This window comes from Bacillus sp. F19 (assembly GCA_023823795.1).
GTDB lineage: Bacteria > Bacillota > Bacilli > Bacillales > Bacillaceae > Bacillus_P.
Genome location: CP085711.1, coordinates 374,430 through 399,675, shown reverse-complemented (window position 1 = coordinate 399,675; position 25,246 = coordinate 374,430). Strand labels below are relative to the sequence as shown.

Here is a 25,246-nt window from a genome sequence, read left to right as displayed (position 1 = left end):
GTAATACTCAGTTAGTCGCGAGTTATCTTCCATTACCGAAAGTTTTGCTCCTCTACCCGTAAGTAAGCTCCCTACCTTTAAATAAACTCCACTTATAGGATGTTCCACTGTTCTGTCAAAATTCCAACTGTCTAAATACTTTGACACTCAGCACTACACAATGTCTAAAAACATCTACACCATTACCTAAACTAGCCCCTAAATAAAAGATTATAAAAATGGCACATAACTTGCATCAATACTTCATGTCTATTTTAATCCATACATTAAAGGGGAATTGATCATGAATAAGCGATTGCAAGCATTGCAAACCTTTTTACAAAAACAAAGTATTCCAGGTGGCTTAGTCACATCGCGCCATAATATTTTTTATTTATCGAATTTTGATTACAATCCGCACGAACGGTTTGTAGGTATTTTTGTCTTCCCGAATGACGAACCCATTTTTATTACACCGGCAATGGAAGTTCAAATGATAAAGGAAGCAGGCTGGAACCATCCAATCCTAAGTTACACAGATTCCGATCACCCGTGGGCACTTGTTCGTGACGTGATCGAAAGCAGAAACAAAATGAAACAATTTGCTGTTGAGAAATATGAAATCTCCTATTTTTACATTGAAAGTCTGCAACAGATTTTTGGTGAAGTAGAGTTTGCATCACTAGATCCAATACTAACTGAAATGCGACTAGTAAAAGATGCTGATGAAATTGAAATATTACGTGAAGCCGCCGCTTTTGCTGATTACGGCGTACAAGTGGGTATTGAAGCATTAAAAGAAGGAATCACAGAACTTGAAGTATTAGGGAAAATTGAATTTGAATTAAAGAAAAAAGGGATTAAAGACATGTCATTCCCTCCCATTGTATTGTTTGGCCAAAATGCAAGTAACCCACATGGCGCTTCAGGAGACAATAAGTTAAAAAAAGGCGATACTGCCCTATTTGATTTAGGTGTGAAATATAAGGGATATTGCTCTGATATCACAAGAACCGTCATTTATGGTAATACCAATAGCGAACTCGATAAAATCTACAATACGGTTTTACAAGCCAATCTTGCTGGGGTGGATGCTTCTCAACCTGGAACAAGAATTGGTGATGTTGATATCGCTGGAAGACGCGTCATTCAAGCGGCTGGCTACGGTGATTTTTTTCCACATCGAATCGGTCATGGCCTTGGAATTGATATTCATGAGGCACCTTCTATGAACGATGCTAATGAGGGGTTATTGAAATCAGGAATGGTCATCACCATTGAACCTGGCATTTATCTTAATGGCCTTGGTGGTGTTCGCATTGAAGACGATGTTGTCATTACGGATAATGGGTATGAAGTATTAACGAAGTTTCCAAAAAAATTAATGGTTGTAGGAGCTGAACGATAATGAACCGAATCGAAAAAATACAGAAACAGCTTTTAGAGAACAATGTCGATGCAAAATTAATTACAAAGAGTGAAAATCGTAGATATACGACAGGTTTTACAGGATCAGCAGGTATGGTGCTAATTTCAAAAAATGGTGCTACCTTTATCACTGACTTCCGCTATGCTGAACAAGCTCAAAATGAAGTGAAAAACGCTAAGATTATCGTCCATGACGGTAATATTGAAAAAGAAGTTTCCAATGAAATCGAACGTCAAGGTCTTAAAAAGGTCGCTGTTGAGGCAAATGCCATGACATTAAAAACGTTCTCAACTCTACAAGAGTATGGAAATGTACAATGGATCCAATTGGAAAATATCGTTGAAAAGGTTAGAGAAATCAAAGAGCCGTTAGAATTAGAATTAATGAGAACGGCAGCTAAGATCGCAGATAAGGCGTTTGATTATATTTTGAATGTCATTAAACCAGGGGTTACGGAATTAGCAATCCGTGATGAGCTGGAATTCTATATGCGTAAGCAAGGTGCAACCTCCTCATCCTTTAATACCATTATTGCTTCTGGAAAGAGGGCTGCCCTACCGCATGGAGTGGCTTCCGAAAAAGTGATCGAGCATGGTGACATGGTAACCCTTGATTTTGGTGCATTGTACAATGGTTATTGCTCTGATATTACGAGAACAATCGCCGTCGGGAGCTGCTCGGATGAGTTCCGCAACATTTATCACATCGTATTAGAAGCTCTAAAACGTGGAACAGAAGGAATTCGATCAGGTGAAAAAGCGAAAACGATTGACGATTTAACGAGAGACTATATTACAGAAAAAGGCTTCGGAAATCGTTTCGGACATTCAACAGGTCATGGGTTAGGTATGGAAGTTCACGAACCAATCCGGCTTTCTGACAAAAGTGTAGAAATTCTTCAAACTGGAATGGTTGTTACCGTCGAGCCAGGAATTTATATCCCAGGATGGGGTGGCTGCCGGATTGAAGATGATATTGTAGTAACAGAGAATGGTTATGAAATCATTACCCATTCTCCTAAGCAATTAATTATCTTATAAAAATATTGAACAGGTCATCCAAGGAATTTTTATAAAGATGACCTTTCTTTTGAATGAGGTCGTATTCGATATGAATGAAATCATCATATTTATCATGACAGGATTTATGGTTCTAGGAGCAATAGATTATCTGTTGGGTAATCGGTATGGAGTCGGACAAAAATTTAAGGAAGCCTTCCATTCCATGGGAGCACTAGCCCTTTCAATGGTTGGAATGATCTCACTATCGCCTGTATTGGCAAAATGGTTAACACCGATTGTATCCCCTGTCTACCAATTTCTTGGAGCAGATCCATCGATGTTTTCATCCACGTTTTTAGCTCTTGATATGGGTGGATACTCTTTAGCAAATGAAATGGCTCAATCGAGTGATGCTGCTTTATTTTCTTGGGTGTTTTTAGGAACGATGATGGGGCCGACTATTGTTTTTACCATTCCGGTTGCTTTAAGCATCGTTCATAAAAATGATCATCCCTTTTTTGCTAAAGGAATTTTAATTGGGCTCATGACTATTCCATTTGGATGTTTAACGGGAGGATTCGTAGCAGGATTTGACTTGATATGGATGTTGAAAAATCTGCTTCCTTCTATCCTCATTTCTGTCTTGATCGGCATTGGGATGTTATCCGCTCAATCCGTGATGATCCGTGGTTTTAAATGGTTTGGTAAAGGGATTGAAATAGTTATTATCATTGGTCTTGTCTCGATTATCATTGAAACTTTAACAGGTATAGTTCTTATTCCTGGTATGTTGCCGCTTTCAGAAGGCTTTGTAACAGTTGGAAAAATAACCATCATGCTTGCCGGTGCGTTTCCGTTTGTATTTGTGTTAGTAAAAGTATTAAAGAAGCCTTTTGTACTACTCGGAAATAAGCTAGGTATGAATCAACAAGCATTAGGTGGTTTTATCGCATCCTTCGCTCATCACATTCCTATGTTTGCTACATTGCACGACATGGATAACCGTGGTAAAGTCGTGAATACTGCGTTTGCCGTTAGTGGTGCATTTGTATTTGGTAGTCACTTAGGCTTTGTAGCCGGCTTAGAAAAGAGCTTTGTTATTCCATTAGTTGTCGGTAAACTTACAGCAGGATTTTTAGCTGCAGCAGTAGCCTTGATCGCGACAAAGAGAACTTAATTAGGAATAATCTTTAATAGCTTATAAGCATAAAATAATCATTGATTTACGTTTATAGAGGATTCAAGTTAGCGTTAGTAGTTTCAGTTGCTATTTATGGTATTAAACTTAAAGAAGCCGAAGCAATAGTTGAAAAAAACATCTAGTTTGTCCATTTTCGAAAGCAACTAAAGGAAATATTGGCGTTGAATTAAAGACTCATATTTTTTGATTGACAAACTTTAAGGACCTAGCCATGTTAGGTCCAAATATATGAATTTTTTCTATAAACTGACCGGAATTCTCTTCTTTTCTTTAAAATAAACCCATTCTTTATTGCCAATTGTGACCGCCTAACAGAATTGAACACTTTTTGCTAATCAACAGTTAACACACTTTTGGGAAATAGGAGGTACGCCAGAGTCGCTTGACACGGAGCCTCTGCGTGCAAGATGTCCCTGCGAAGCCGCATCTTACAAGGGATTTCGCACAGCTGACTAGCCTATCATGCACGCCTCTCCATGTAAAGCGGGTGCTTTGACCTGGAAGAGAGTGTTCAGTCTTATCGAGCAGAAAAGTGTTCAATCTTACTTAGCGGTCACACCAATTTCCACAAGGTGTTTATGAACTAGTTCAAACTCATCCCCCACTCGATCCGGAACATGTGCATCCGAACCAAAGGTTACTTTTACTCCATGGTGCAATGCTAATTCCAAAATGTCGTCTGAAGGATACCAGCCCCCTACATCTTTCGTTTTACCAGAAGTATTAATTTCTATGGCGATGTCATTTTCACCAATCATGATTTTGAATAAGGTTTGATTAAAATCCTGTATTTATTTAAACAAAATTTTCATTTTTATGTTCTTGTCGATGTTGTAAAACTCCAGTATGTTACTCCACTAAAGGGCTATTTAATTGTGCGAAATGTTTCTAGCTTAAATTGAGGGTGGTCACATTACTCAGGTAAAGGCTAGACAGTTCCTTTCGGAACTGAAGGATTATATCGAAGAATCAAATGATGGGGTAACGCCCTGAAGGGTTCTCTCTTAGTCGAATAGCACTGGATTAGTAAGAAAGATAGTGTTATAAGCTCGGCGAAAAGGCGTGAGAATTTACCGTACCAGGTTAAGTTGATGAAAGCCTACCCGCGGGGGTGGTGTAAATCATGGCGCTTGAGTTGAATGAACATGGTGAGAATGTTATACACCCTATAAGGGGTATGGAAACGATTCTGGATTTCAGGGGCCACTATGGAGGTAATGCCATTTAATAATTTTGATAAGTGTATTTGAGAAGATTTAAAGCCTTGAAAATTAATAAATCACTATCTTCTCAATAGGGTTAACCTTATTGAGAAAAAATGGACTAATCGGTAAAAACCGATCAGTCCATAAATAATTATGTTACTCCATTAAAGCCCCCGATTGTTGAATAAGGGATTCAGTACAAGACGAAAATATAAAATGCAATGGCTAAAACAAAACGATAAAAAGCAAAGGGAATTAAACCGATTTTACTAATCCATTTCACAAAAGTAACAACTGCCATAAGAGCTACCACAAAAGAAGTAATAAAACCAACTGCAAACATAGGTAAATCACCTATACTCAATTCATTCTAGCTTTTAAAAAGGTCTAATCCTGTAGCCCCAACCATTATCGGAAGTGCTATTAAGAATGAAAAGTCAGAAGCAGCTTTATAACTCGCCCTAACTAATAACCCTCCAGAAATTGTTGAGCCGTTATCAGCTTTTATAGAAAACGCAAAAAGACAGCCAATTTAAATGCCGGCTGTCTTTTTGCGTTTTGAATTTATTGAAGTAAAAAAGTGTATATCAAAATTCAAGTCTAAATTAGTCTTTTCGGTCGTCTCTTCTCCTTAGACCTAATAACCCAGCCAGACCAATTAACCCGATCCATCCCCAATCCGTATCATCATCGTCATCATTTGTTGCTGCAACATTTCTTGTCATGTTTGTATCATTATTATTGTCATTATTATTTGCTGAAGCATTATTCCCACCGAATAAAAGTCCTAATGAAAGAACAAGGGCTGTAATAATTACTAATTGTTTTCTTATCATTGTAATTCTCCTTTTAATTTTTTTTCATACTCAAGGTTATTCTCCCTTTTGTACATTTTTTTATACTTATTGAATTTGAGAAAAATTGCTATCGTAAGTCGAAACAACCTTTGAATAAATTCAAATATAGTATCTAATAATATTCCCTGTGTTCACTATCCTTTTAAAGGAGAAAATCATGAATTTTCAAAAGACGATAAGGAGTGTAGTTATGGGAATTTTAAGTGGTAACCCAAAAGATGAACCAATGCATTACGGAGAGATTTTTGGTACATGGACTAACCTTTTAACAAATAACGGCTTAATTGCAGGCTATCAGGCTTTTATTAATCACACTGGTGATCAGGATCTAAAAAAGCTAATTGAAGAAGCAATTGAAGGTTTAAAAAATGAAAATAAACAAATAGAAGAACTTCTTAAAGCGAATGGGATTGGTTTACCCCCTGCACCACCAGAACGCCCTATTGCTAAATTAGAAGATATCCCTGTTGGAGCAAGATTTAGTGATCCAGAAATTAGTGCTTCTGTCTCTAGGGATGTAGCTGCTGGTCTAGTTGCTTGCAGTCAAGTAATAGGTCAATCAATAAGAGAAGATATTGGAGTGATGTATGGTCAATTTCATTTAGCAAAAGCTCAATTTGGTGCTAAAATGTTAAAACTTAATAAAGAAAAGGGTTGGCTGATTCCGCCTCCATTACAAGTTAAAGCTAGTGAATAATGCTTAAACTAAAGTCTGTTAGTAAATAGCATAAACAAAGAAAAGCACGCTCTCCCAGCGTGCTTTTCTTCAATTTTTTTATTTAGATATACTTCAGATGAACAGTCTCCAGTTAACATGTAACAGGTATTTAGCAAATGGGCGGCGGTGCCTTTTCCGCACATATCGAAACAATAGACAAAATCGAATAACGGTATTATTTATAATGGTCATTTAAAAAGTCTAATTTTTATTAAATATTCTTCTGAAGGGAAATGTCCTATATCGTAGGATTTGAATGCTGTTAAATTTGTGATGATTTCTTTTGCAACTTTATTTAATCTACTTTCAGGAAAGAATATATCTTTTTTCCCTGCTATTATTAAAGTTGGTGAGGTGTAATTTGTTAATAAGTAGAAAAATTAACTAACATAAAAGATATCCCAGTGTTTAAAGTTAAATTTGCAACAGATGATAACGGAGATCTCGGTCCAATTGCTGTATATGTTGATAAAAGTTCTAAAAAAGTTTTAGGTGTTGGAATTCGAAAATAATGTAAAAAAGATGAGAATAACAGTCGAAGACCGAACCGATAATCGGTCTTTCTTTATATATATATCCTTCTTCAAACTAAACTGCCCTTTAATGGAATAAATTACAATTTCGAGATGTCCCCTTTAAACTCCCTCCTTACTTCACAATATGGCCCAATACACGAAAAAGACGCGTTCCTAAATAAACGCGCCCGATTGCTGAATAAAGCAGTAAAGGCTTTTTATAAAACGTCACTTACTTATTTGTTACCGAGTTGTTCCGCCAAACCGATTAGAAGTCCTTCGGTTCCACGAATGTAGCAGAGCCGATACGAGTCCTCGTACTGAACCACTTCGCCAACGAGCTGAGCACCATACTTAGTGAGTCTGGATACCATTTCGTCAATGTCTTCAACGGTGAACATGACGCGTAGATAACCGAGGGCGTTTACAGGAGCAGTCCGGTGGTCTGATATAGTAGGTGGGGTGAGAAATCGCGAAAGTTCAAGTCGGCTGTGGCCATCTGGGGTAACCATCATAGCAATTTCTACGCACTGAGAACCCAATCCGGTTACGCGACCAGCCCATTCACCTTCGACAGTGGCTCGCCCTTCGAGGTTCAAGCCAATCTCCTCGAAGAAAGAGATTGCGTCATCAAGGGATTCTACAACGATGCCGACATTGTCCATTCTTAGTAATTTGTTTTTTGCCATAGTTTTATCTCCTTATGTGTAAAAATTTATTATCTGATCATCTTCATAATTATTCTATTAAAAAGTTACAAATCCCTTCCAAACAAAAAACACCTTGTCACAGTTCATGATAACAAAGAATAGTCTATTCCTGCCCTGTACTCCATTAAATGGCCCGATTGTTGAAGATCATCTTGGAACATCACTGCTGCATGAATAATTCGAAGCCCCCGATTGGGAAGATATCACTCTTTGTACCAATTATCATCAAATGTAAGATTTAGTGCTTTTCCAAATAAAGTTCCAAATCTAATGAATCCTCTTCCTCTTGCAGTAATTAGATTTCCATCTTGGACTACTAGTGATTCACAATAATTTTCTCTTTCAAAAACACCCGTCATCTCCCGATTTTCCTTTGTCATACCAATAGTATATTTTTTCCCTTTTAATATCCCTGCTTTTGCTAGAAGATAAGGAGAACTCGAAATACTGGCAATTACAGATACTTTACTTTCTATTTGTTGCAAAAACTCAAATAGCTTTCTTTCACCTTCTAAAGAGAATATATCCATACATCCTGTTAATAAGAGACTATCTATGTCATCATAGTTAAGATTATCAATAGTGGTATCAGGCAAACAAGTTAATCCAGATTCCCCTCTAATCGGTTGATTACTTATTCCGACAGTAATTACAGGTTTCTCTCCTTGCATTAAGATTGATAATGCTACACTTAGTTCATATTCACTAAATTGAGGATATAGTAACACTGCTGTTTTTTTCATTCTTTATAACCTCTTTTCAATTTATTGCTGCCCAAACCTTAAAAGAGAGAATAGCCGGAGACCATTACTTGAATCTTCGGCTATCGCGCCCTATTGTTGAAGATCGTTCTGGAACATCCACATTGCAAGGATATTCAAGAAAAGCCCCCTTTAATGGAAGAACGATATATGTTTATTTTACTCGACTTCCCATCAAAATATCTTTTAATTGGTCAACACTTTCGACAATATAAGTAGGGTTAGAGTGACTTATTTCTTCGAATGAACCATATCCATAAGTTACTCCAATTGAGTCAATCCCACTATTATTTGCCCCAATAATATCGTGCAGACGAAGAAGTGTATTCACACATGAAGATTACCGCGGATGAGGATACAGTATAGATGTCATAAATGCTTGGGCAGCAGAGGTACAAAAACAAGGACGAATTGCTCTATATAGCACTTCGTGGGACAACTTTGCATCCCAATCTGTGGCAAGGAAACTAAAACTTCTTCAGTATGGTACAGACATTCATATGAGTTAAAGTAACCGTAAAAAGCAAGACTCCTTCTTCAATTAAAGGGCGCGTTTATGGAGTAATGAAAAAGCTCAATTTCTCTGAATTAAAATAGGGAAATTGAGCTTTTTACTATTGGAAATACGAATTTCCCCGAAGATACCCTCTCTTTGCTGTGATTTATCAAAAACAGGCCTAGTGTCCACTTATACCATTGCCCAGTTCAAACCCCATGTCTCAACGTGTAATGAATCGAAGCAAAAGAATGAGCTAAACCGTGAGTTCAGACAAGAAGCAGCTTACGACGTGGTTGTCAGTGATTTAACGTATGTGAGAGTCGAGAAAAAATGGCATTACATATGTGTATTTTGATCTTTATAATCGGAAAATTATCGGATACAGTGCTGGTCCACAGAAGGACGCAAAGCTTGTGTATCAAGCGATTTCTTCGATAAAAATTGATCTAAACAAGATCAAGTTATTTCACACGGATCGTGGAAGTGAATTCAAGAATAAATTGATTGACGAAGCCTTAGAAACGTTTGAAATCAAGCGTTCTATGAGTATGAAAGGCTGCCCATATGATAATGCGGTTGCGGAGGCAACATTTAAAATTATCAAGACAGAGTTTGTAAAAAAACGCCACTTCGAATCACTATCCGACTTAAAGAGGGAACTATTTGATTATGTGAACTGGTTTAATGGAACAAGAATTCATGGAACATTGGGTTATTTAAGCCCACGAGAATACAAAAATTTACACCTTAGGAAAACTGTCTAGTTTAGTGTTGACATACCATTTTACTTTATATAATTATTGTATAAATTCCCCTTTTACTTATATAGACCAGATTATACTTTCTTCTAAAAAAGCACACCAAAATGAGATACTTTATTCTTTTTATCCCGATATAACCTTGAGCGCCCATAAACCTCTCCTAATTATAAGTAATGAACTAATTCACCAATGGATGGTATTGTAATATCAGGCTTGAACCCAAGATCTAGAGGAAATGGTTGTCCATGGGAAATCCAAACTGTATGCATTCCAGCTAAGTATCCTCCCTGAATATCTGTGTAAGGGTTATCCCCAATCATGATACAAGACTGAGGTTCAACAGATGATAGTTCCTTAATCTTTTTAAATGAATAACAATAGGGTTTCCCTACAGATTCTAACTCCGTAACACCTGATACCGCCTGTATTGCTGAGATAAGTGCCCCAGTTTCTGGTACCCTACTTCCATCCTCTCCCGGATGATAAAGATCAGGATTAACTGCCACTAGTTTAACACCAACTGTTAGGGTTCTTGCGCAATCATATAGCTTTTCATATGTAAAGGAAGGATCGCGCCCCACCACTACTACATCACAAGGATCCTTACAACCTACCTGTGAAATGATGTGACCTGCAGATTTAATAGAATGTTGGAGTGCAGGAGTGCCAAACGTTTTCACTTTAACGACACCGTACTTTTCTAGCAAGTAGTCTCCTACTAATTCTGTGGCTACTAGTATAGAAGATTCCTGAACAGCTAGGCCCATTCCACTCAGCTTTTCTCGAATAGTTTCAGCAGTATCGGTTGAATTATTGCTTAAAAAGTAAATTTGTTTTTGATTAAAATGCAATAATCGTAGTAACTTCTTCACTCCTGGGTACATCTGACTACCTGAATAAACAGATCCATCCAAATCAAAAATAAATGTGGTGCATTTCGCTATATTCATTGTCATTTTTATCATTCACTGCCTTTTCTTAACCTAGTCTTGTTGCTATTAGTACATAAAGCCTCTACTTAATTATCTTTTTTTGTTAAGTAATAGATACTTTGATAAGCTAGTTTTCGTCCAATAAGTAACCTCCTTTTAAAAACAGAAAAAACCCAAATATAGTTAGTCATAATAAACACAAACTCTTTGAGTTTATGTCATAACGGACTAAGAACTATACCTGGATTTTCTCCAATACTCCACCCTTGGTAGTTTTTTAGTATGCTATATAAAATTTCTGTTGCAATTTCTTCTATATATAATTTAGCACATTATTGTTAATTTTATATTTTCGCTAGGAAAAGAATTAGTAACGAATGGATTTTCTGATTTCAATTTATTTATTGCAGGTAGCAACACTATGTGTGTCACCACCTGAGTTTTATATTCGATTCAAGGTTACAACTGATTTTTTTAAAAGAGTGAAAGAATTCTTACTTAATAGAATTCAGAACTGAAAACGGATCTTCTGTGCCACTAGGTGCGGCTACGATTTTTCGCTCCATCGTATGACTACCACCTGCAGCTAGTTCTACATTTTGTCGGCTCATAATCCAGCTTCCATTACCATAAACTTTTAACCCGGAAGTAATTCCTGAATAAACGAGACCAATCGTTTGCCTATCTGTACCAGACATTCCCATCCATGGTTCAGTTGGCGTGAACTCCTGCGGATCAGAATAGGCTAGCGTAATCGTACCGTGTCCGGCTACACCGCTTTTTTGTCCAGCTCCATCATAATCCAAAGCGTCACCTATCCAAACAGATTTGGAATCCTGACCAGTGTTGGAAAACACTGTTTTAGCTGTTATCCACTCTTGATCCGGTAAAATCGTATAAGTAGTATCTACTTTGATTTCTGGATCTTCTGTGGATGTACCGATCGCACTTACCACAGCACGTTCAGAAGAAGATTCCATTACTTTTACTTCTTCACTTTTTACAGTTAATTGCCTCCATGCATCTGGACCCAATGGTTGAGCTGTCGATATATAAGGAAGATTAAACCAGTCCACTTGATCTTGAAAGCCCTTAGCTGAAATATCGATTGGCTTTCCTTTCGTCACTCCAGGAAGCTGTGCGTCCTGGGTAACTGCAGCAATCGTCATAGCTAATCTGCTGTTTTCCATCATAATGTCCTGAATAGATCCTTCAGAGACAGGACCTGGTAGAATCTTTCCAGTACCTGCGTTAACTGTTACTGGCTTTAGAGAAACATCTACAGACTTTGTTTCTCCTTCACTAATTATAGTAGTAATTGTCGCATTTTCATAAGAAAGGCGACTTGCGCGAACGGAATAACTTCCGGGGTCCTGCAAAGCAAACAGATACTTTCCTTCATTATTGGTAGTTGAAGATGCAACTACTTTATTTTCTTTATTTAGAGCCTCTACTAAAGCTCCTTCAACTGGCTTATTTGTACTAGAATCAGTGACACTTCCCTGAATACGAGATTGCTCTGCTGCTTCAGGATCTAAAGTACCAAGATTTGCAGCCCAATTGGCAATAGTTGATGCTGGGCTACTTCCATTAGCAGGATAATCAGTGATGTGGTACCAGCTAATAGATTTCTTTTCACCTGCTGCTACACTTGCATCAAATGATACCCCAAAAATATAACCAAAAGCACTTAATCCAGTCGGCTGATCGTTAACCCAAGCAATTCCATGGGCCGGGCTAGAAATAGCTGTTTTTGGTCCGTCATAAATGTAGTTTCCTGCCCATCCTGATGTAATGAAGCCAGGATTTGCAGCTGATATTCCTGGAACAAATGCAGTGTCGTCAGAACTGTCAGGATCTAGTAAATACTGAAAATACCCCTTAAAATCTTCTGTTCCTGTATTATCAAGCTGTAAAGTAAACTTTGCTACTGGTGCATTCGGCAAAGCTTTGTAAGTAACTTTCGTTTTAATTGCAGGATCAATTTGCGCTTGTCCTGATGCATTAATTGTATCACCATCAACGTTGATATTGGGTAAAGATAACCATTGTCCCTGACGATTCCAAGGCAGTTTCGGATCATTCATTGTTTTGGAAAGGATCCACTCACTCCAATCCAGCGTCTCTGATGCATTATTATCTAGTAAAGCGATATCTGATAGCCATCCAGGCTGGAAAGTTCCCGCAACGTTGTTAGCACCAATCGTTGAAGAAATAGTTGCTTGAATTCGATTATTCATAATATAGTGATATTCTTCACCATTCGTTGTGTCCAAACGTGGGCTCCCTGAATTAAAATCAGGTGTCTCCTGGGACTTACCAGCAACTGGCTCGGTAATCTCATCTAGTTCCAAGTCAATTGTTTCAACTTGACCAGTTACCATTTCAGTAGAAGCTGAAGTACCATTCAAGAACCCTCTACGTTTGGCTGTGAGAGTATATTTTCCTGGCTGTAGACCAAGAACATACTCACCATTATCATTTGCCACTGTCGTTTTAGTTTCACCTGCACCGTTTGTTGCCACGATCGTAGCTCGACTAACAGGTTTTCCTGTAATAGCATCACTTACTTTTCCAGTAGCTCGGGGCCACTTTTGAACCTTTTTCCCTCCAGGAGTGAAAGCATACAGGTTTCCATCAAGGGCACCGACAACTAAAGTATTTCCTGAAATAGCTGGAGATGATGCTACCCAAGCTCCAATTTCATGCTGCCATAAAGGCTGTCCTGTACTACGATCAAATGCATAAAGGTTTCCATCATTCGATCCGATAAATACTACATCACCGCTGACTGCTGCAGATGAGATGATACCACCTTGTGTTCGGTACTTCCATTTCAATGAACCTGTTGTTGCATCTAAGGCAACCACATTTCCATCTGGGAATCCCATATAAACAACGTCATCAGCGACTGCAGCAGACGACCCAGTTGCCCCTCCGTGAATATAAGATGAGTCTGAGCTCTTGTAGCGCCACAGTTCTTTACCTGTTGAAGAATCAAGTGCAACTACTAATCCACCTTGATATCCCATATAAACACGACCTTTTGAGATGGATGGCATTGAATGCATCCAGCCTCCCGCAGGTTTTTGTTTCCATATTTCCTTACCATTTAAGGCATCAAGGGCAATCAACCAACCTCCGTCTGCACCAACATAAACTTTTCCATCTTGAACAACTGGTGTTGATTCAACAATCCAGCCTCCCGCTAAAGGTGCATTCCATATTTCTTCTCCCGTAATAGCATCAAGTGCCATCATCGCTCCACCACTGCCCGTACTATATGCCTGATACACGACTCCATTGTCGATTGTTGGAGAGTAGTACATCCATGCACGTTGCACTTCATTTTTACCTACTGACTTCTCCCAAATTATTTTTCCTGTTTTTGCATCCATTGCATATAAAGTACCTCGGATAGACGAAGCATATACGATTCCGTCGGCAACTGCAGGAGAAGATTGTACTTGAGCATCAGCCTTTACCTGCCACAGCTTTTTGCCAGTTTTTTGGTCCACCGCATGAATGGCATGATGTTCATTGCTGTCTTCATCACGTGTTCCTATATAAACAATTTCATCTACAATTGCTGGTGAAGAAGTAAGAATTGTTCCTGGTGTACGGTAAGTCCAGCTAAAATTCAGACCTGCTTCAAGTGTATCCTTTGTATAACCCGTATGCTGAGCATCACCGTGGAACATCGTCCAGTCAGTTCCGCTCTTTGGTGTAATTTTTTTGTCATCATCTACAATTGAAAATTGTGAAATTCTTGACCAAACATTTTCGGCATCATCAGTCACCCTGACTTCCATATGATGCTTTCTTAACTTTGCTTTACGGGCATCCCATGTGCCATACCAACTCATACCGCTGCTTTGTTTAAGCTTTTTCCATGGACCACCATCCACACGGTATTCTACTCTTTTAACATTACTTGAAGTGTTATAAGCATTTACCAATATGTTGATTTTATCTTGAGCTATTTCACTATTGTTTGCCGGATGTACAATAGAAGCACTTTTTTTCACATCATACATTTTAAATTTCGGATCTTGTTCGTCACCTTGGAAAGTAACCATTCTAAATCCATTAGGTGATTGATCAATCGTGTAAGCACTAGAAACAGATGTTACATGGTCTGCACCAGGAATGGTGTCTTGTGCTACATCATTTACATGCGTGTGTCCTACCATCACAAGGCGTGTATTATATTGACTAAGAAGATCTATAAACTGCTTAGTACTATCTGCTGATGGAGTTTGTGGTGTATTTAATGGCTTATGAACAAATACGACGACTTCCTTGTCCTTTGCATTTTGGGCAAGATCCTGTTTCAACCACTCTAATTGTTCTGGTTCTGAAAAGCCTATGTTGTTCTCCAATGTTACAAAATGTCGATTTCCATAATCAAATGAATACCACTCTGGTCCTAAATAGTTTCGGTAACGATCAACTCTTGTTTTGTAGTCGGAGCCAGGTGCAAAATCATGGTTCCCCATTGCAGGATATACCGGAAGAGTAGATGTAGCTGTACTCGCTGTATAATCCTGGAATTCAGCATCTGTTGCTCGGTTTGTCAAATCACCACTTACAGCAATAAAGGCTGGATCTCCTGTTAATTCGTTGATTTGAGAAAGCTGATTTGTAAACCGTTCGCGATTATTAGTGCTCCCAGCTTCTACGTGAACATCTGCTATATTGACAAAGCTAAAGTTCGGATTTTTATTGTCCGGCGTATGTAACAAACCGAAGTTTTGTTCACTTGTTTCACCTGCTTTGAGGTTGCCTAGCAGTTTATAAAACTGAGGTGTTTTGTTCTCATCTGTTGGTACGCTATATCCGCTAGGAACAGTTACAAAAACAATATCCGTTTGTCGTCTATCTGTACTTGTAGTTAATGTATAATTTCCTTCTTCGTCTGAAACAGTAACAGTCTTCCCATCTGAAACGGAAACATTAGGAATCCCTTGTTCGTTACTATCAAGGGTTCCATTTTCATTTTTATCAACAAACACAACACCCTTAACGGTTACATTAGTGTTTTCAGCAATAACCGGCTTAGTTACAGCAGCAACAGCTAGTCCACACATGATAACAGCGGTAATTACTTTAAGTTTTTGTTTAGTTATTTTCCCTTTTCCTTCTAAAAATTCCATCGTTTCTCCTCCAATTCTTGAGTTCATGTTTCTTTTAAAAACCTAACTAGATGAAAGCACCACCTCCTATTTCGGCCCAAGTATTATCCTAAAATGCGCTCAAAATACCAAAATAATCCCATTCCTAAGATCCACATCGTTGTCGCTCCATGAATGTAAAAAGACCATTTGTATTTTCGGATATAAAGAAGCAGAGGAAACAAAAGCACAATAATTAGAGCTTGTCCCACTTCAACACCTACATTAAATGAGAGGATGGACAATAAAGATTGCCATGTTATTTCATTATTTAGCAGTAGAGCACCTGCGAATCCAACTCCATGGATTAACCCGAAAAGAAACACAACGGCAAACCTGAATTTTGATGAAAATCCAAGGATACTCTCAACAGCTACAAACGCAATACTTAACGCAATGAGCGGCTCAATAATCTCTGGTGGTAGATTGAGAAATTTCATAGCTGTTAGTCCAATTGTGATACTATGGGCTATTGTAAAGACTGTAATAACTTTCAATACATCTGAAAATTTTCGAGTCCCCAAAACAAGTGCGATAACAAACAAAATATGATCGATACCTATCATAATATGGTGGAAACCAATTTCAATGAACCGGATGATTTGGCTAACAAGAGTCTCCTCACCAATCTGAAGTTCCCTCTCTTCTGCTTGAAAAGCAAACTGCCCTTTTTTCTCTCCAATCTCATATGTCATAATGTTTCTATGCATTGGGTCATTATCCTCAAAGAAGATATTGTAATGAATTTGAATCGCCGAATCTAAATCAGTTATAGGAAGATCTAGAGATATCTTTGCGTAATCTCGATCCAGTCTCTTTTCTACTTCTGTAGAGATGAGCTCTCCGTCCACCCTTTCTCCATCCACCGAAATTTCAAAATGTGATGAAAGATACTCTGATAAAGCATCACGTTTCTCTTCTAATGCCTTACTGAGCTGAGCCGAAGAAGAACCTGGATTTACCCCAAAATCAATCAACCTTCCCATTTCAAAATAATCAATAGAAAGTTCTACATGTAGCTCTTCATTTTCTCGATCCATTGTAATCTTTGAATAACCTTCACTATTATCTGTGTGGGCCATAACCTTAAAAGGGATAAGCATCATCATAAAACAGCATATAAACAGTGCAAAGCATGAAATAATTTTATTCACAGTTGCTCAAACCTTTCATCTAAATTTGCAGTGAAAAAAGGGGCGGAGCTACGTTAGCAAATGAGAAAGATGATCAAATAGTAAATTCTCAGAGCCTCTACCCCCACCCCCTGCATTAAAATAGTATTTGGGTAGTAAATTTGATGATTTAGATAATACACGCTCATGACCAGAGACCTTACTTCCCATCTGTACCTAAGCACGAAATTGTCTATCTAGCTGATAGCCATTAAGAATTTCATTTTTCCTCACCCTCCTCATAATAGTTAGTAGTTGATCTATCATTAGTTTGAACATCACCATCTAATTCTTTTTGTATGAGTAAGCAGGCTTAGTAAGATGATAGATAAGTAAACAGACACTTAGTTTAATAAAAATAGCTTTGTTACTAAACTCACTTTCATTTCCTCTAGTTGGTTTTCGGTAATCATTCCCACCCCCTAAATCCGCTGACTAGAAAAGAATAACAAAAAACCCAAGTATAGCCAGTCCCAAAAAACACATGCCTAAATAGCATTCGTGTATTTTTGTAGAACTAGTAGCTATACCTGGGTTTTCTCCATTAACTCCACCCTTGGCAGTTAGCAATATATAATTATTAATTTCTTGTAGTGGTTAGGCATTCGAAATTTATAACTTAATTCTAAGACTCTTAGATTAAAATAGTATTGTTAATTTGTTAATAATTTATTAATTATTATTAATAATTAGTTTATTCTACCTACTATTTGTCATATTCAAAATAGTACTTATAGTATTAGATCCCATAACTCAGGTTCACCAATGGCTACTCCATGGGCTCCAGCCTCCACAACTTCTCTAACTTCATGTGCATGTTTAATTAATCCCGCTGTGATAATAGGGCAATCAATTTTGTCGTAAAACTCACGGATGACCCTTGGCATCAATCCTGGCATTATTTCAATTGCATCGGGTTTTACATCTACAATATTCTTAACCCCATTTTCATATGCATGTGTATCAATCATAAATAAATGCTGAACAGCTAATAACCCCTCTTTTTTAGCAGCTTGAATTAATTGATTTTTTGTTGAAACAATCCCATCTGGCTTTACCTTTTTCGACAAGTACTTTATTCCTTCTCGATCATTAGCTATCCCTTTTATTAAATCAACATGTAAGAAAATAGACTTGTTGTGTTTTCTACTCATTTCTACACAATGCTCAATCGTAAAAATATCCCCAGTCATTAAAAGGATTGTCTCTACAGGTGAAAGAACTGCTTTTTCAATTAAGGAGACATCACGTACAGCAGAATGCCATTATTCTTCCATTTGTTCTTTAGACTGTTTAAATTGCTGCCGGTAATCTAGTAAAGTGTTATTTTATGGGTACAGTCATTGGCCTTGAAATCGCTAAAGGTGAAAGCCAAGTATAAACATTGAGCTTTTCAATATTATTTAGTTTGTTCTCTCGTTATATTAGGGAATTCTCCGAGCGATTTTTAATAGAAAAGAGCACAATTTCCTTATGATAGACGTATATGTCTATCTACGGAACACAACAATTTTTGCGAACACAACCTTAAAAAAGTAAAGGAACCAGGGCGATTAACTCTGGTTCCATTTTCAATCTTCGACAAAATCGGTGTGCATGTGTAATGCTACGGATGGGAAACAATCAATTCACAATCCCCATCTAATTCAAATTCTCCTAATCCCACTGGAATTATGAAATGTGTACCTTTTTTAAGAGAATATTTCTCACAATTGTGAACTAGAGTTCCATCACCCTTGATCACACTTAGAAGTATATATTGATCATTAAATGAAAAAGTAACTTTCCCTTCTATATCCCACTTGTACACTGAGAAAAATTCTGATTCTACAAAAGTAGTAATTGTTATATTCTCCTGCTTCTGAACTTTAGGCGCAACCCCAGTGTCATGATGTGGCACAGTTGTCACATCAATCGCTTTTTTTAAATGAAGATCTCGCAAATTGCCCTCTGCATCTCTACGATTGTAATCATACACTCTGTAGGTTGTGTCAGAGCTTTGCTGTGTTTCTAATACAAGCGTACCTTCACATAATGCATGGATGGTTCCGCTTGGTACATAGAAAAAATCGCCAGGCTTGATTTTCACTCTGCCCAGTAGTTCGTTCCAGTTACCTAAATTAATTTGTTGGATTAATTCTTCTTTTGTTTTTGCATTGTGGCCGAAGATCATGTCGGCTCCTTCTTTACAGTCAAGGATATACCAGCATTCCGTTTTACCAAGTTCTCCACTTTCGTGTACCTTAGCATAGGCATCCTCTGGATGGACCTGAACGGATAAATCCATGTTTGCATCCAATATCTTCGTTAATAGTGGAAAAACTTCTTCCTTCGGGTTACCAAAAAGCTCTGGATGCTCACGCCATAGCTCGTCCAACGCCATACCAGCATATAGACCATTTTCTATGATAGAAGGTCCATTTGGATGAGCGGAAATTGCCCAGCATTCACCTGTTTTATTAATTGGAATATCGTAATCAAATTCTGTTTGTAAGGCTGTTCCACCCCAAATTCGTTCTTTAAAAACTGGTTTTAAAAATAAAGGCTGCACTTTTATTTCCTCCTGAAGTAGGTTTAATTTTGCTTTTCTTTTAGAAATGCTTGATGAGCAAGTATAAGGGCTCCAGTAATTCCTGCGTTATCCCCAAAACCTGGACGAACAATATACTCAGAAAGCTCAGGTAAAGTAACATACTCGTTAACTAGTTCTTTTAAATACTTGTAAGTATTAGAGAATACTTGCTCCTGGTTCATGACTCCTCCACCAAGAATAATCCTTTTTGGTGATAAAATTAAAATATACTGCATGAGAGCTTGGGCAATATAGTAGCCTTCCAAATCCCAAACTTCCATCCGATCAACAAGGTTAACACCTTTGTCGCCCCATCGAGCTTCAATAGCAGGTCCGGCAGCAAGACCTTCTAAGCAATCGTGATGATAAGGGCACTTTCCTTGATACTCATCATTCGGATGTCGCCTCACAAGGATATGTCCCATTTCAGGGTGCGAAAGCCCTTGAAGGAGTTTCCCCTGAACAATAGCTCCTGCTCCAATTCCTGTACCAACAGTAATGTACAAGCAGCTGTCCAATCCTTTAGCAGCGCCAAAGGTAGCTTCTCCCAAGGCTGCAGCATTAACGTCTGTATTGAATCCAATCGGAACAGAAAAGGAGTCTTTTAATGCTTGCACAAAAGGATAATATTCCCATGCCGATTTAGGCGTCGACGTAATATATCCGTAAGTAGAACTATCTCGGTTTACATCGATTGGCCCGAATGAACCAATCCCAATCGCTTTAACAGGATATTTATTAAAAAAGTCAAACACCTTTGGCATAGTTTCCGCTGGTACAGTGGTTGAAATCTGAATTCGATCTGAAATTTTACCATTTTCATCACCAACAGCACAAACAAACTTTGTCCCACCCGCTTCGATTGCACCTAACATACTCAAATCCCTCCAAATGAAAATATATCCTATTATCCTTCCAAATTTCCTTTTTTCTATATTTCACTAGAACTAACCACGGGTCCCTTTTTTGGTTTTTTCCAGATAAAATATAGTGATGGAATTATTATGACATATACAATAGGAAAGAAACTAAACGAAATAGGTAAAAGCGCCTCTATATCAAAGTATTTTTGCATAGCTAGAAACAAAAATACACCGATGATTCTTCCAACACCGAGTGGAATTTCTCGAATAATAATATAGTCCAGTCTCTTTTCCTTATATTGAGGATCCTTTTCAATTGACTCATAAATCATTGCATTCATCGAGGTGTTAATCATATTCATTGCTACAGGCGAGACGACTCCAAAAATAACCAACGAAATGAATACAGGAAGGGCTGATAGTAAAACAGAACTCAAAAATATACTAACCGAACCAATCGCAAAAATTGCCAGACGATATTTCTGATTAGAGAATTTAGCGAGCAAATAGAAAGCAACAATTGCAACAATCTCAGCTGCTGTATTATAAACACCTAAGCTCAATTCTCCACCAGCTACTTTGAACGTTATCATCGTAATCAAAAAGGTCGAGTACACTCCGGATACAATTCCATCGGCAAACATAACCTTGTACATCTTCTTCCATTCTCGTGATGGATTCTTGATGACATCCCAAAAATAACTTTTTGTTGTAACTGGAATTCCTTTCACTTTTAGTGAGATTAAAAAAGAAATAAAAAAGAATACACATGTAGCAATAAAAACGACATAATAACCAATCATACCTTGAAATTGCGAGATTAAAATCCCTGATAGAAGCGGCGCGATTACTCCTCCGATGGTAAGTAATATTCCTTGTACATATAAAAATTGATCCCGCTTATCATTTGTTGTTAAATCTAATACAGCCATATGCACGCCGACATAGTATAGGCTCATTGCCAAGCCAGTTGTGCTTCCCAACAAAATGATATGATCACTTAATGTGTTATGAAAAATAAGCATGATTAAATAAGTAATCAGATAAAAGATAAACCCTAAACGCATCGTAATCATCGGGCTTGTTTTCCTAGCAATCCACGCACAAAGCCCAAAAGAAAAAATGATTGCAATGGACCAATATAAACTATAATAGGCAAGCAGTGAATAAGTTTTATCTAGTTTCCACAGAAACACACTTTGAAAGATACCTGATAATGCACCGCCAAAGGAAAAAAGGGTATTCATGAGTAAATAAAATTTTAATTCCGTAGAAAAAGACTTGAAAATTTGAAACATTCTTTTAAACTCCTTTTGCAGTAGAGTCGGCCCTTTAGGCCGAAAACTACTGCAACTAGTGGTTAATGATCGCTTTTGAAACGTTAAGATTTTGGAAGTTAGCCATTTCTGCTGATAACTCTTCAATTGTAAAACGATGAGAAATGAGCGACCCGACATCTACCACTTTTTTCGCAATAAGTGAAATAGCTTCTTCGTGCGTAAATGGGTTCACGAACGAGCCCTTTATGGAAAGCTCCTTTGAAAAAATTTCAAAGGGTGAAACCGAAATCATTGTATTGGGTGCAGAAACTCCAAAAAGTAACACTTGGCCGCCCTTTGCTGCTGATTTGACAGCCAATTCCATGCTCTCCGGTCTGCCCACACATTCAATTACCACGTCTGCCTCTAACCTTCCAGCATTCATTGGATGGATCACTTCATCGGCACCCAACTTATATAGAAGCTCCCTTTTGTTATCAGCAGGTTCACTTACTAAGATGGATTGAACATTTTGTTGTTTCACCAATTGTAAAAATAATTGTCCAATAAAACCGCCACCAATAAGGAGTACCTTACTTAAGGATGACAAGTGAATTTTCTTAAAACCATGTATAACACAGCCTAATGGCTCAACAAGAGCAGCCTCTTCGAACGTCATATGGTCTGGGATCTTGTAACAATTAGCTGCTGGTACTACACAATACTCTCCCATTCCACCATCTCTTGTTACACCGACTGCCTGAAGATGAATACATAAATGAGCTCGGTTGCTGCGACAATACTCACATGTCCCGCAATAAATGTTCGGATCAATCGAAACACGGTCGCCTTTTTGTAAGATAGATACTTCTGTACCTACCTCATCCACTTCTCCAGCTAATTCGTGCCCAAGAACGATCGGTGGATTGACTTCAGCAGAACCAGGATGGCCATGGTAAATATGCTGATCTGTTCCACATATACCGCAGCTTTTTACTCTTACGATCACCTCTTTCGGGGATGGTGATCGATAGTTCCAATCCATCACTTCTATTTGCTTTGTTCCTTGTAAAACCGCTGCTTTCATAATAATGACCCCTTTGGTTTCACACTATTAATAGCCTTCACTCTCAAAGTCTCCCAAGGAACTTCTTTTCCCTCTGCCTGCCCGACCCTAAGAGTTCTGCTCTCATTTGGAAGTATGTCAAAGAAATTATCCTCGATTACCAATTGTTCCATATCCATTTCAATCGTTACCATCCGTGCTAGCACATTTGTGGAAACGGTCAACTCATTTTTCTCTTGGTCTATGGAGACTGTTAATTCTGAATCACCAAGTTTCAAATCCTTTTGATCGCGGAAATAATAGATGTTTTCATTGGTTTTATCATTCTTAGAGCGGATGACGAAAACAGCTTCATCTGGTTGAAGTCTGCCTAAAGCATCCTGTTCCAAAACTGCTGCCACTTGTTTAGACACATTTGGCTCAATTGAAACCATCCATTGCTTTGAAAATACTTTTTCTCCATTAAATTGATAAACAGCCAGCTCAATTTCGTCCTGATAGGTTTCTAAGCGATCATTAACAATCCAAATAGATAAATCTCTCCTTGGGATATAATCCACCGTCAATAGAACTGGGCTGTAGAATTTTCTAGCATAATGATAGGAAGCCTTTGGCAATAAATAATAGTCAATGACCGACCAGCTTGTACCCGGCCAGCAGTCGTTAAGCTGCCAAAATAGTGCGCCGCTTGTATGTGGTTTATTCCGTCGATAATGTTCGATTCCATATTTCAATCCTTCTGCCTGGGTTAACATCGAAAAAGCAATGTACTCATCTAAATCCTTCGGAACTCCTGTATATCCTTCCATTAACAAAATTCCTTTTGGATGATGGATATCTTTATTGCGGTACGCCATTTCTTCGCTTCCCCAGAAAAATTGATCCTTAGGGATATTTCGCTCTAATGTATAGCGATTGGAAGAAGCGTGCATACCAAATTCACTTGCAAAGGTTGTGGTATCATTTTTAAAATTTTTAAATGACAACCCTTCGATACTGTAATCCACCGTCTGTGGCTCACCAAATGTTCTCGGCTCAATATTACCATGCCAAACTTGCCAATTATGTGAATCTCCCTGGTCTCTAGAGTTGTGGTCATTTCCTCCAAATGGGGAACTTGGCCAAAACAAGCGAGTTGGATCGAGTTCTTCTAACAATTCCGGCATTAATTCATGATAGATTTTTTCACCATAAAAAGGATGGTTAATTTCCCCTGACGAAAACAACGCTTCATACAGCCAGTCATTTTCATTGTTACCGCACCATAAAGCCAAGCTAGGATGATTCCGAAGCCTTTTAACAACATGAATAATTTCCTCTTTGACATTAGCCATAAAGTTCATATTGTAATCGGGATAAAGAGCACATGAAAACATAAAATCCTGCCAGACTAAAATGCCAAGTCGATTACACTCGTCATAAAACACATCTTTTTCATAGATGCCGCCGCCCCATACGCGAAGCATATTCATATTCGCGTCTTTGGACATCTTGATTAAATGCTTATAACGAGAATCCGGGACTGCTCCAATGAAACTATCAATCGGAATCCAATTAGCGCCTTTCGCAAATACCTTTTCTCCATTTAAAACAAAGGTAAAACAATGATTTCCTTCTTCATCTTTTCGAAGCACTTCAATGGTTCTAATCCCGAACTCTTCCTGTCTATCATCAACTTTCACACCATCTGCAAACAATTCAACAGTTAGTAGATATAGATGAGGCGTCCCAATGTCATGTGTCCACCACAGCTTAGGATTTTCCACTTCCAATACAGCTGTTGCTTTTTTGCGATCCACTCTAACTTTGGTTGCAAACCTTTCTTCCCCATAGGAAAGATTCACATAGACTTCATATTCTTTTTCTCTCCTAAATGAATCGACTTCTACTTCCACTTCGACAATCGCTCTGTCTTGTGATATAAATTTTGTTTTCGCAAACACATTATCAATTTTGGCATAGGTTATTTTCTTTAAATGAACATCTTTCCAAATCCCTGCAGCAACCAAGCGCGGGCCCCAGTCCCAGCCATAATGGCTTTGAGCTTTTCGTGTCCAGATCCGTTTCTTGCTAAATCCTGACCAATAATATTGGACCTTTTCTTTTACATGAACATGTACTGGATCAAATTTTATGGCCAGAACATTTTTTCCTTTCTTCAGCTCCCTTGCCACTTCAAAGGTGTGACTAATAAACATATTTTCTGTTGAACCCAGCTCCACACCGTTTAAATAAATCGTAGCAAACGTATCAAGTCCCTCGAAGATCAACTCATAGCGGTCGTCTTTCGTAATGTCATCATAGAACTCAAAGGTGTTGCGATACCACCACACGTTTTCTTCTACCCACTGACATTTGAGATCATTGTGTCCGTAAAAAGGGTCCTCAATCAATTTTCGGTCAATTAAGGTTGAATGAACATCACCAGGTACAGATGCTGTCATCCAAAAATAATCAATATATTCAGGAGAAGCCACTTCCAGGTCACGAGCAGTCCCCACATCAAATTGTCTTATTTTCCAGTTTTCATTTATTTTCATAGGAACGTCACCTGCCTTGTTAATTTACATTT

At 38.1% G+C, this 25,246-nt stretch carries 16 protein-coding genes and 4 pseudogenes; 5 read left to right on the top strand and 15 right to left on the bottom strand.

What is annotated here, in order from left to right; genetic code table 11:
* Window positions 1-283 precede the first annotated feature (283 nt).
* The 3 genes from LIT25_27625 to eutH all read left to right on the top strand — a co-directional run bounded on the left by LIT25_27625 (window position 284) and on the right by eutH (window position 3,586).
* On the top strand, window positions 284-1,387 hold the full coding sequence (locus LIT25_27625) for a Xaa-Pro peptidase family protein (GenBank protein USK36525.1): 1,104 nt from the start codon (window positions 284-286) through the stop codon (window positions 1,385-1,387).
* The gene (locus tag LIT25_27620; protein ID USK36524.1) at window positions 1,387-2,448 is read left to right on the top strand and encodes a Xaa-Pro peptidase family protein; all 1,062 of its coding nucleotides are present in this window, start codon (window positions 1,387-1,389) and stop codon (window positions 2,446-2,448) included. The genes LIT25_27625 and LIT25_27620 overlap by 1 nt, the downstream gene beginning before the upstream one ends.
* A gap of 70 nt (window positions 2,449-2,518) precedes the next feature.
* Window positions 2,519-3,586, top strand: coding sequence for an ethanolamine utilization protein EutH (gene eutH, locus LIT25_27615; GenBank protein USK36523.1), 1,068 nt, complete (start codon window positions 2,519-2,521; stop codon window positions 3,584-3,586).
* A 566-nt stretch (window positions 3,587-4,152) separates the two neighbouring features.
* Here eutH and LIT25_27610 read toward each other — a convergent pair.
* From LIT25_27610 to LIT25_27600, 3 genes and pseudogenes are all read right to left on the bottom strand, one after another.
* Window positions 4,153-4,368, bottom strand: a pseudogene (locus tag LIT25_27610) (phosphoesterase).
* A gap of 640 nt (window positions 4,369-5,008) precedes the next feature.
* A pseudogene (locus tag LIT25_27605) lies at window positions 5,009-5,308 on the bottom strand (undecaprenyl-diphosphatase).
* Window positions 5,309-5,420: 112 nt separating this feature from the next.
* The gene (locus LIT25_27600; GenBank protein USK36791.1) at window positions 5,421-5,648 is read right to left on the bottom strand and encodes a WGxxGxxG-CTERM domain-containing protein; all 228 of its coding nucleotides are present in this window, start codon (window positions 5,646-5,648) and stop codon (window positions 5,421-5,423) included.
* A gap of 214 nt (window positions 5,649-5,862) precedes the next feature.
* On the opposite strand from LIT25_27600, the gene LIT25_27595 reads away from it, so the two are divergent.
* Window positions 5,863-6,369: a DUF3231 family protein gene (locus LIT25_27595; protein ID USK36522.1), complete on the top strand. Its 507-nt coding sequence runs from the start codon at window positions 5,863-5,865 to the stop codon at window positions 6,367-6,369.
* A gap of 772 nt (window positions 6,370-7,141) precedes the next feature.
* On the opposite strand, the gene LIT25_27590 is transcribed toward LIT25_27595, so the two are convergent.
* The 3 genes and pseudogenes from LIT25_27590 to LIT25_27580 form a co-directional block, all read right to left on the bottom strand.
* Entirely contained in the window at window positions 7,142-7,594 is a 453-nt protein-coding gene (locus LIT25_27590) for a VOC family protein (GenBank protein USK36521.1), read from the bottom strand.
* 224 nt (window positions 7,595-7,818) lie between these two features.
* Window positions 7,819-8,358 (bottom strand): DJ-1/PfpI family protein, encoded by a 540-nt coding sequence (locus tag LIT25_27585; protein ID USK36520.1) that lies wholly within the window; start codon window positions 8,356-8,358, stop codon window positions 7,819-7,821.
* Window positions 8,359-8,530: 172 nt separating this feature from the next.
* Window positions 8,531-8,692: pseudogene (locus LIT25_27580) on the bottom strand (HAD hydrolase-like protein).
* A 361-nt stretch (window positions 8,693-9,053) separates the two neighbouring features.
* Here LIT25_27580 and LIT25_27575 point away from each other — a divergent pair.
* A pseudogene (locus LIT25_27575) lies at window positions 9,054-9,639 on the top strand (IS3 family transposase).
* 161 nt (window positions 9,640-9,800) lie between these two features.
* Here LIT25_27575 and LIT25_27570 read toward each other — a convergent pair.
* The 9 genes from LIT25_27570 to LIT25_27530 form a co-directional block, all read right to left on the bottom strand.
* A complete protein-coding gene (locus LIT25_27570; GenBank protein USK36519.1) occupies window positions 9,801-10,592 on the bottom strand; it encodes an HAD-IIA family hydrolase in 792 nt (263 codons plus the stop codon).
* A gap of 470 nt (window positions 10,593-11,062) precedes the next feature.
* Window positions 11,063-15,724: a PQQ-binding-like beta-propeller repeat protein gene (locus tag LIT25_27565; GenBank protein USK36518.1), complete on the bottom strand. Its 4,662-nt coding sequence runs from the start codon at window positions 15,722-15,724 to the stop codon at window positions 11,063-11,065.
* A gap of 83 nt (window positions 15,725-15,807) precedes the next feature.
* Window positions 15,808-16,896 (bottom strand): HupE/UreJ family protein, encoded by a 1,089-nt coding sequence (locus LIT25_27560; protein USK36517.1) that lies wholly within the window; start codon window positions 16,894-16,896, stop codon window positions 15,808-15,810.
* Between the two features lie 749 nt (window positions 16,897-17,645).
* Window positions 17,646-18,149 carry a glycerol-3-phosphate responsive antiterminator gene (locus LIT25_27555; GenBank protein USK36790.1) on the bottom strand — a complete coding sequence of 168 codons (504 nt, stop codon included), beginning with the start codon at window positions 18,147-18,149 and terminating at the stop codon, window positions 17,646-17,648.
* Between the two features lie 371 nt (window positions 18,150-18,520).
* Window positions 18,521-19,471, bottom strand: coding sequence for a mannose-6-phosphate isomerase, class I (manA, locus tag LIT25_27550; GenBank protein USK36789.1), 951 nt, complete (start codon window positions 19,469-19,471; stop codon window positions 18,521-18,523).
* Window positions 19,472-19,488: 17 nt separating this feature from the next.
* Window positions 19,489-20,361: an ROK family protein gene (locus tag LIT25_27545; GenBank protein ID USK36516.1), complete on the bottom strand. Its 873-nt coding sequence runs from the start codon at window positions 20,359-20,361 to the stop codon at window positions 19,489-19,491.
* A 56-nt stretch (window positions 20,362-20,417) separates the two neighbouring features.
* The gene (locus LIT25_27540; protein ID USK36515.1) at window positions 20,418-21,647 is read right to left on the bottom strand and encodes an MFS transporter; all 1,230 of its coding nucleotides are present in this window, start codon (window positions 21,645-21,647) and stop codon (window positions 20,418-20,420) included.
* A 55-nt stretch (window positions 21,648-21,702) separates the two neighbouring features.
* The gene (locus tag LIT25_27535; protein ID USK36514.1) at window positions 21,703-22,695 is read right to left on the bottom strand and encodes a zinc-dependent alcohol dehydrogenase family protein; all 993 of its coding nucleotides are present in this window, start codon (window positions 22,693-22,695) and stop codon (window positions 21,703-21,705) included.
* Window positions 22,692-25,214: a glycoside hydrolase family 2 protein gene (locus LIT25_27530; GenBank protein ID USK36513.1), complete on the bottom strand. Its 2,523-nt coding sequence runs from the start codon at window positions 25,212-25,214 to the stop codon at window positions 22,692-22,694. Before LIT25_27530 ends, LIT25_27535 begins: the two co-directional genes overlap by 4 nt.
* Between the last annotated feature and the right edge of the window lie 32 nt (window positions 25,215-25,246).

What these genes read in the sequence shown, in the direction of transcription:
- LIT25_27625 (USK36525.1), top strand. Translation starts at nt 284, where the DNA reads ATGAATAAGCGATTGCAAGCATTGCAAACCTTTTTACAAAAACAAAGT.
- LIT25_27620 (USK36524.1), top strand. Translation starts at nt 1,387, where the DNA reads ATGAACCGAATCGAAAAAATACAGAAACAGCTTTTAGAGAACAATGTC.
- eutH (USK36523.1), top strand. Translation starts at nt 2,519, where the DNA reads ATGAATGAAATCATCATATTTATCATGACAGGATTTATGGTTCTAGGA.
- LIT25_27595 (USK36522.1), top strand. Translation starts at nt 5,863, where the DNA reads ATGGGAATTTTAAGTGGTAACCCAAAAGATGAACCAATGCATTACGGA.
- LIT25_27590 (USK36521.1), bottom strand. Translation starts at nt 7,594, where the DNA reads ATGGCAAAAAACAAATTACTAAGAATGGACAATGTCGGCATCGTTGTA.
- LIT25_27585 (USK36520.1), bottom strand. Translation starts at nt 8,358, where the DNA reads ATGAAAAAAACAGCAGTGTTACTATATCCTCAATTTAGTGAATATGAA.
- LIT25_27570 (USK36519.1), bottom strand. Translation starts at nt 10,592, where the DNA reads ATGACAATGAATATAGCGAAATGCACCACATTTATTTTTGATTTGGAT.
- LIT25_27565 (USK36518.1), bottom strand. Translation starts at nt 15,724, where the DNA reads ATGGAATTTTTAGAAGGAAAAGGGAAAATAACTAAACAAAAACTTAAA.
- LIT25_27545 (USK36516.1), bottom strand. Translation starts at nt 20,361, where the DNA reads ATGTTAGGTGCAATCGAAGCGGGTGGGACAAAGTTTGTTTGTGCTGTT.
- LIT25_27540 (USK36515.1), bottom strand. Translation starts at nt 21,647, where the DNA reads ATGTTTCAAATTTTCAAGTCTTTTTCTACGGAATTAAAATTTTATTTA.
- LIT25_27535 (USK36514.1), bottom strand. Translation starts at nt 22,695, where the DNA reads ATGAAAGCAGCGGTTTTACAAGGAACAAAGCAAATAGAAGTGATGGAT.
- LIT25_27530 (USK36513.1), bottom strand. Translation starts at nt 25,214, where the DNA reads ATGAAAATAAATGAAAACTGGAAAATAAGACAATTTGATGTGGGGACT.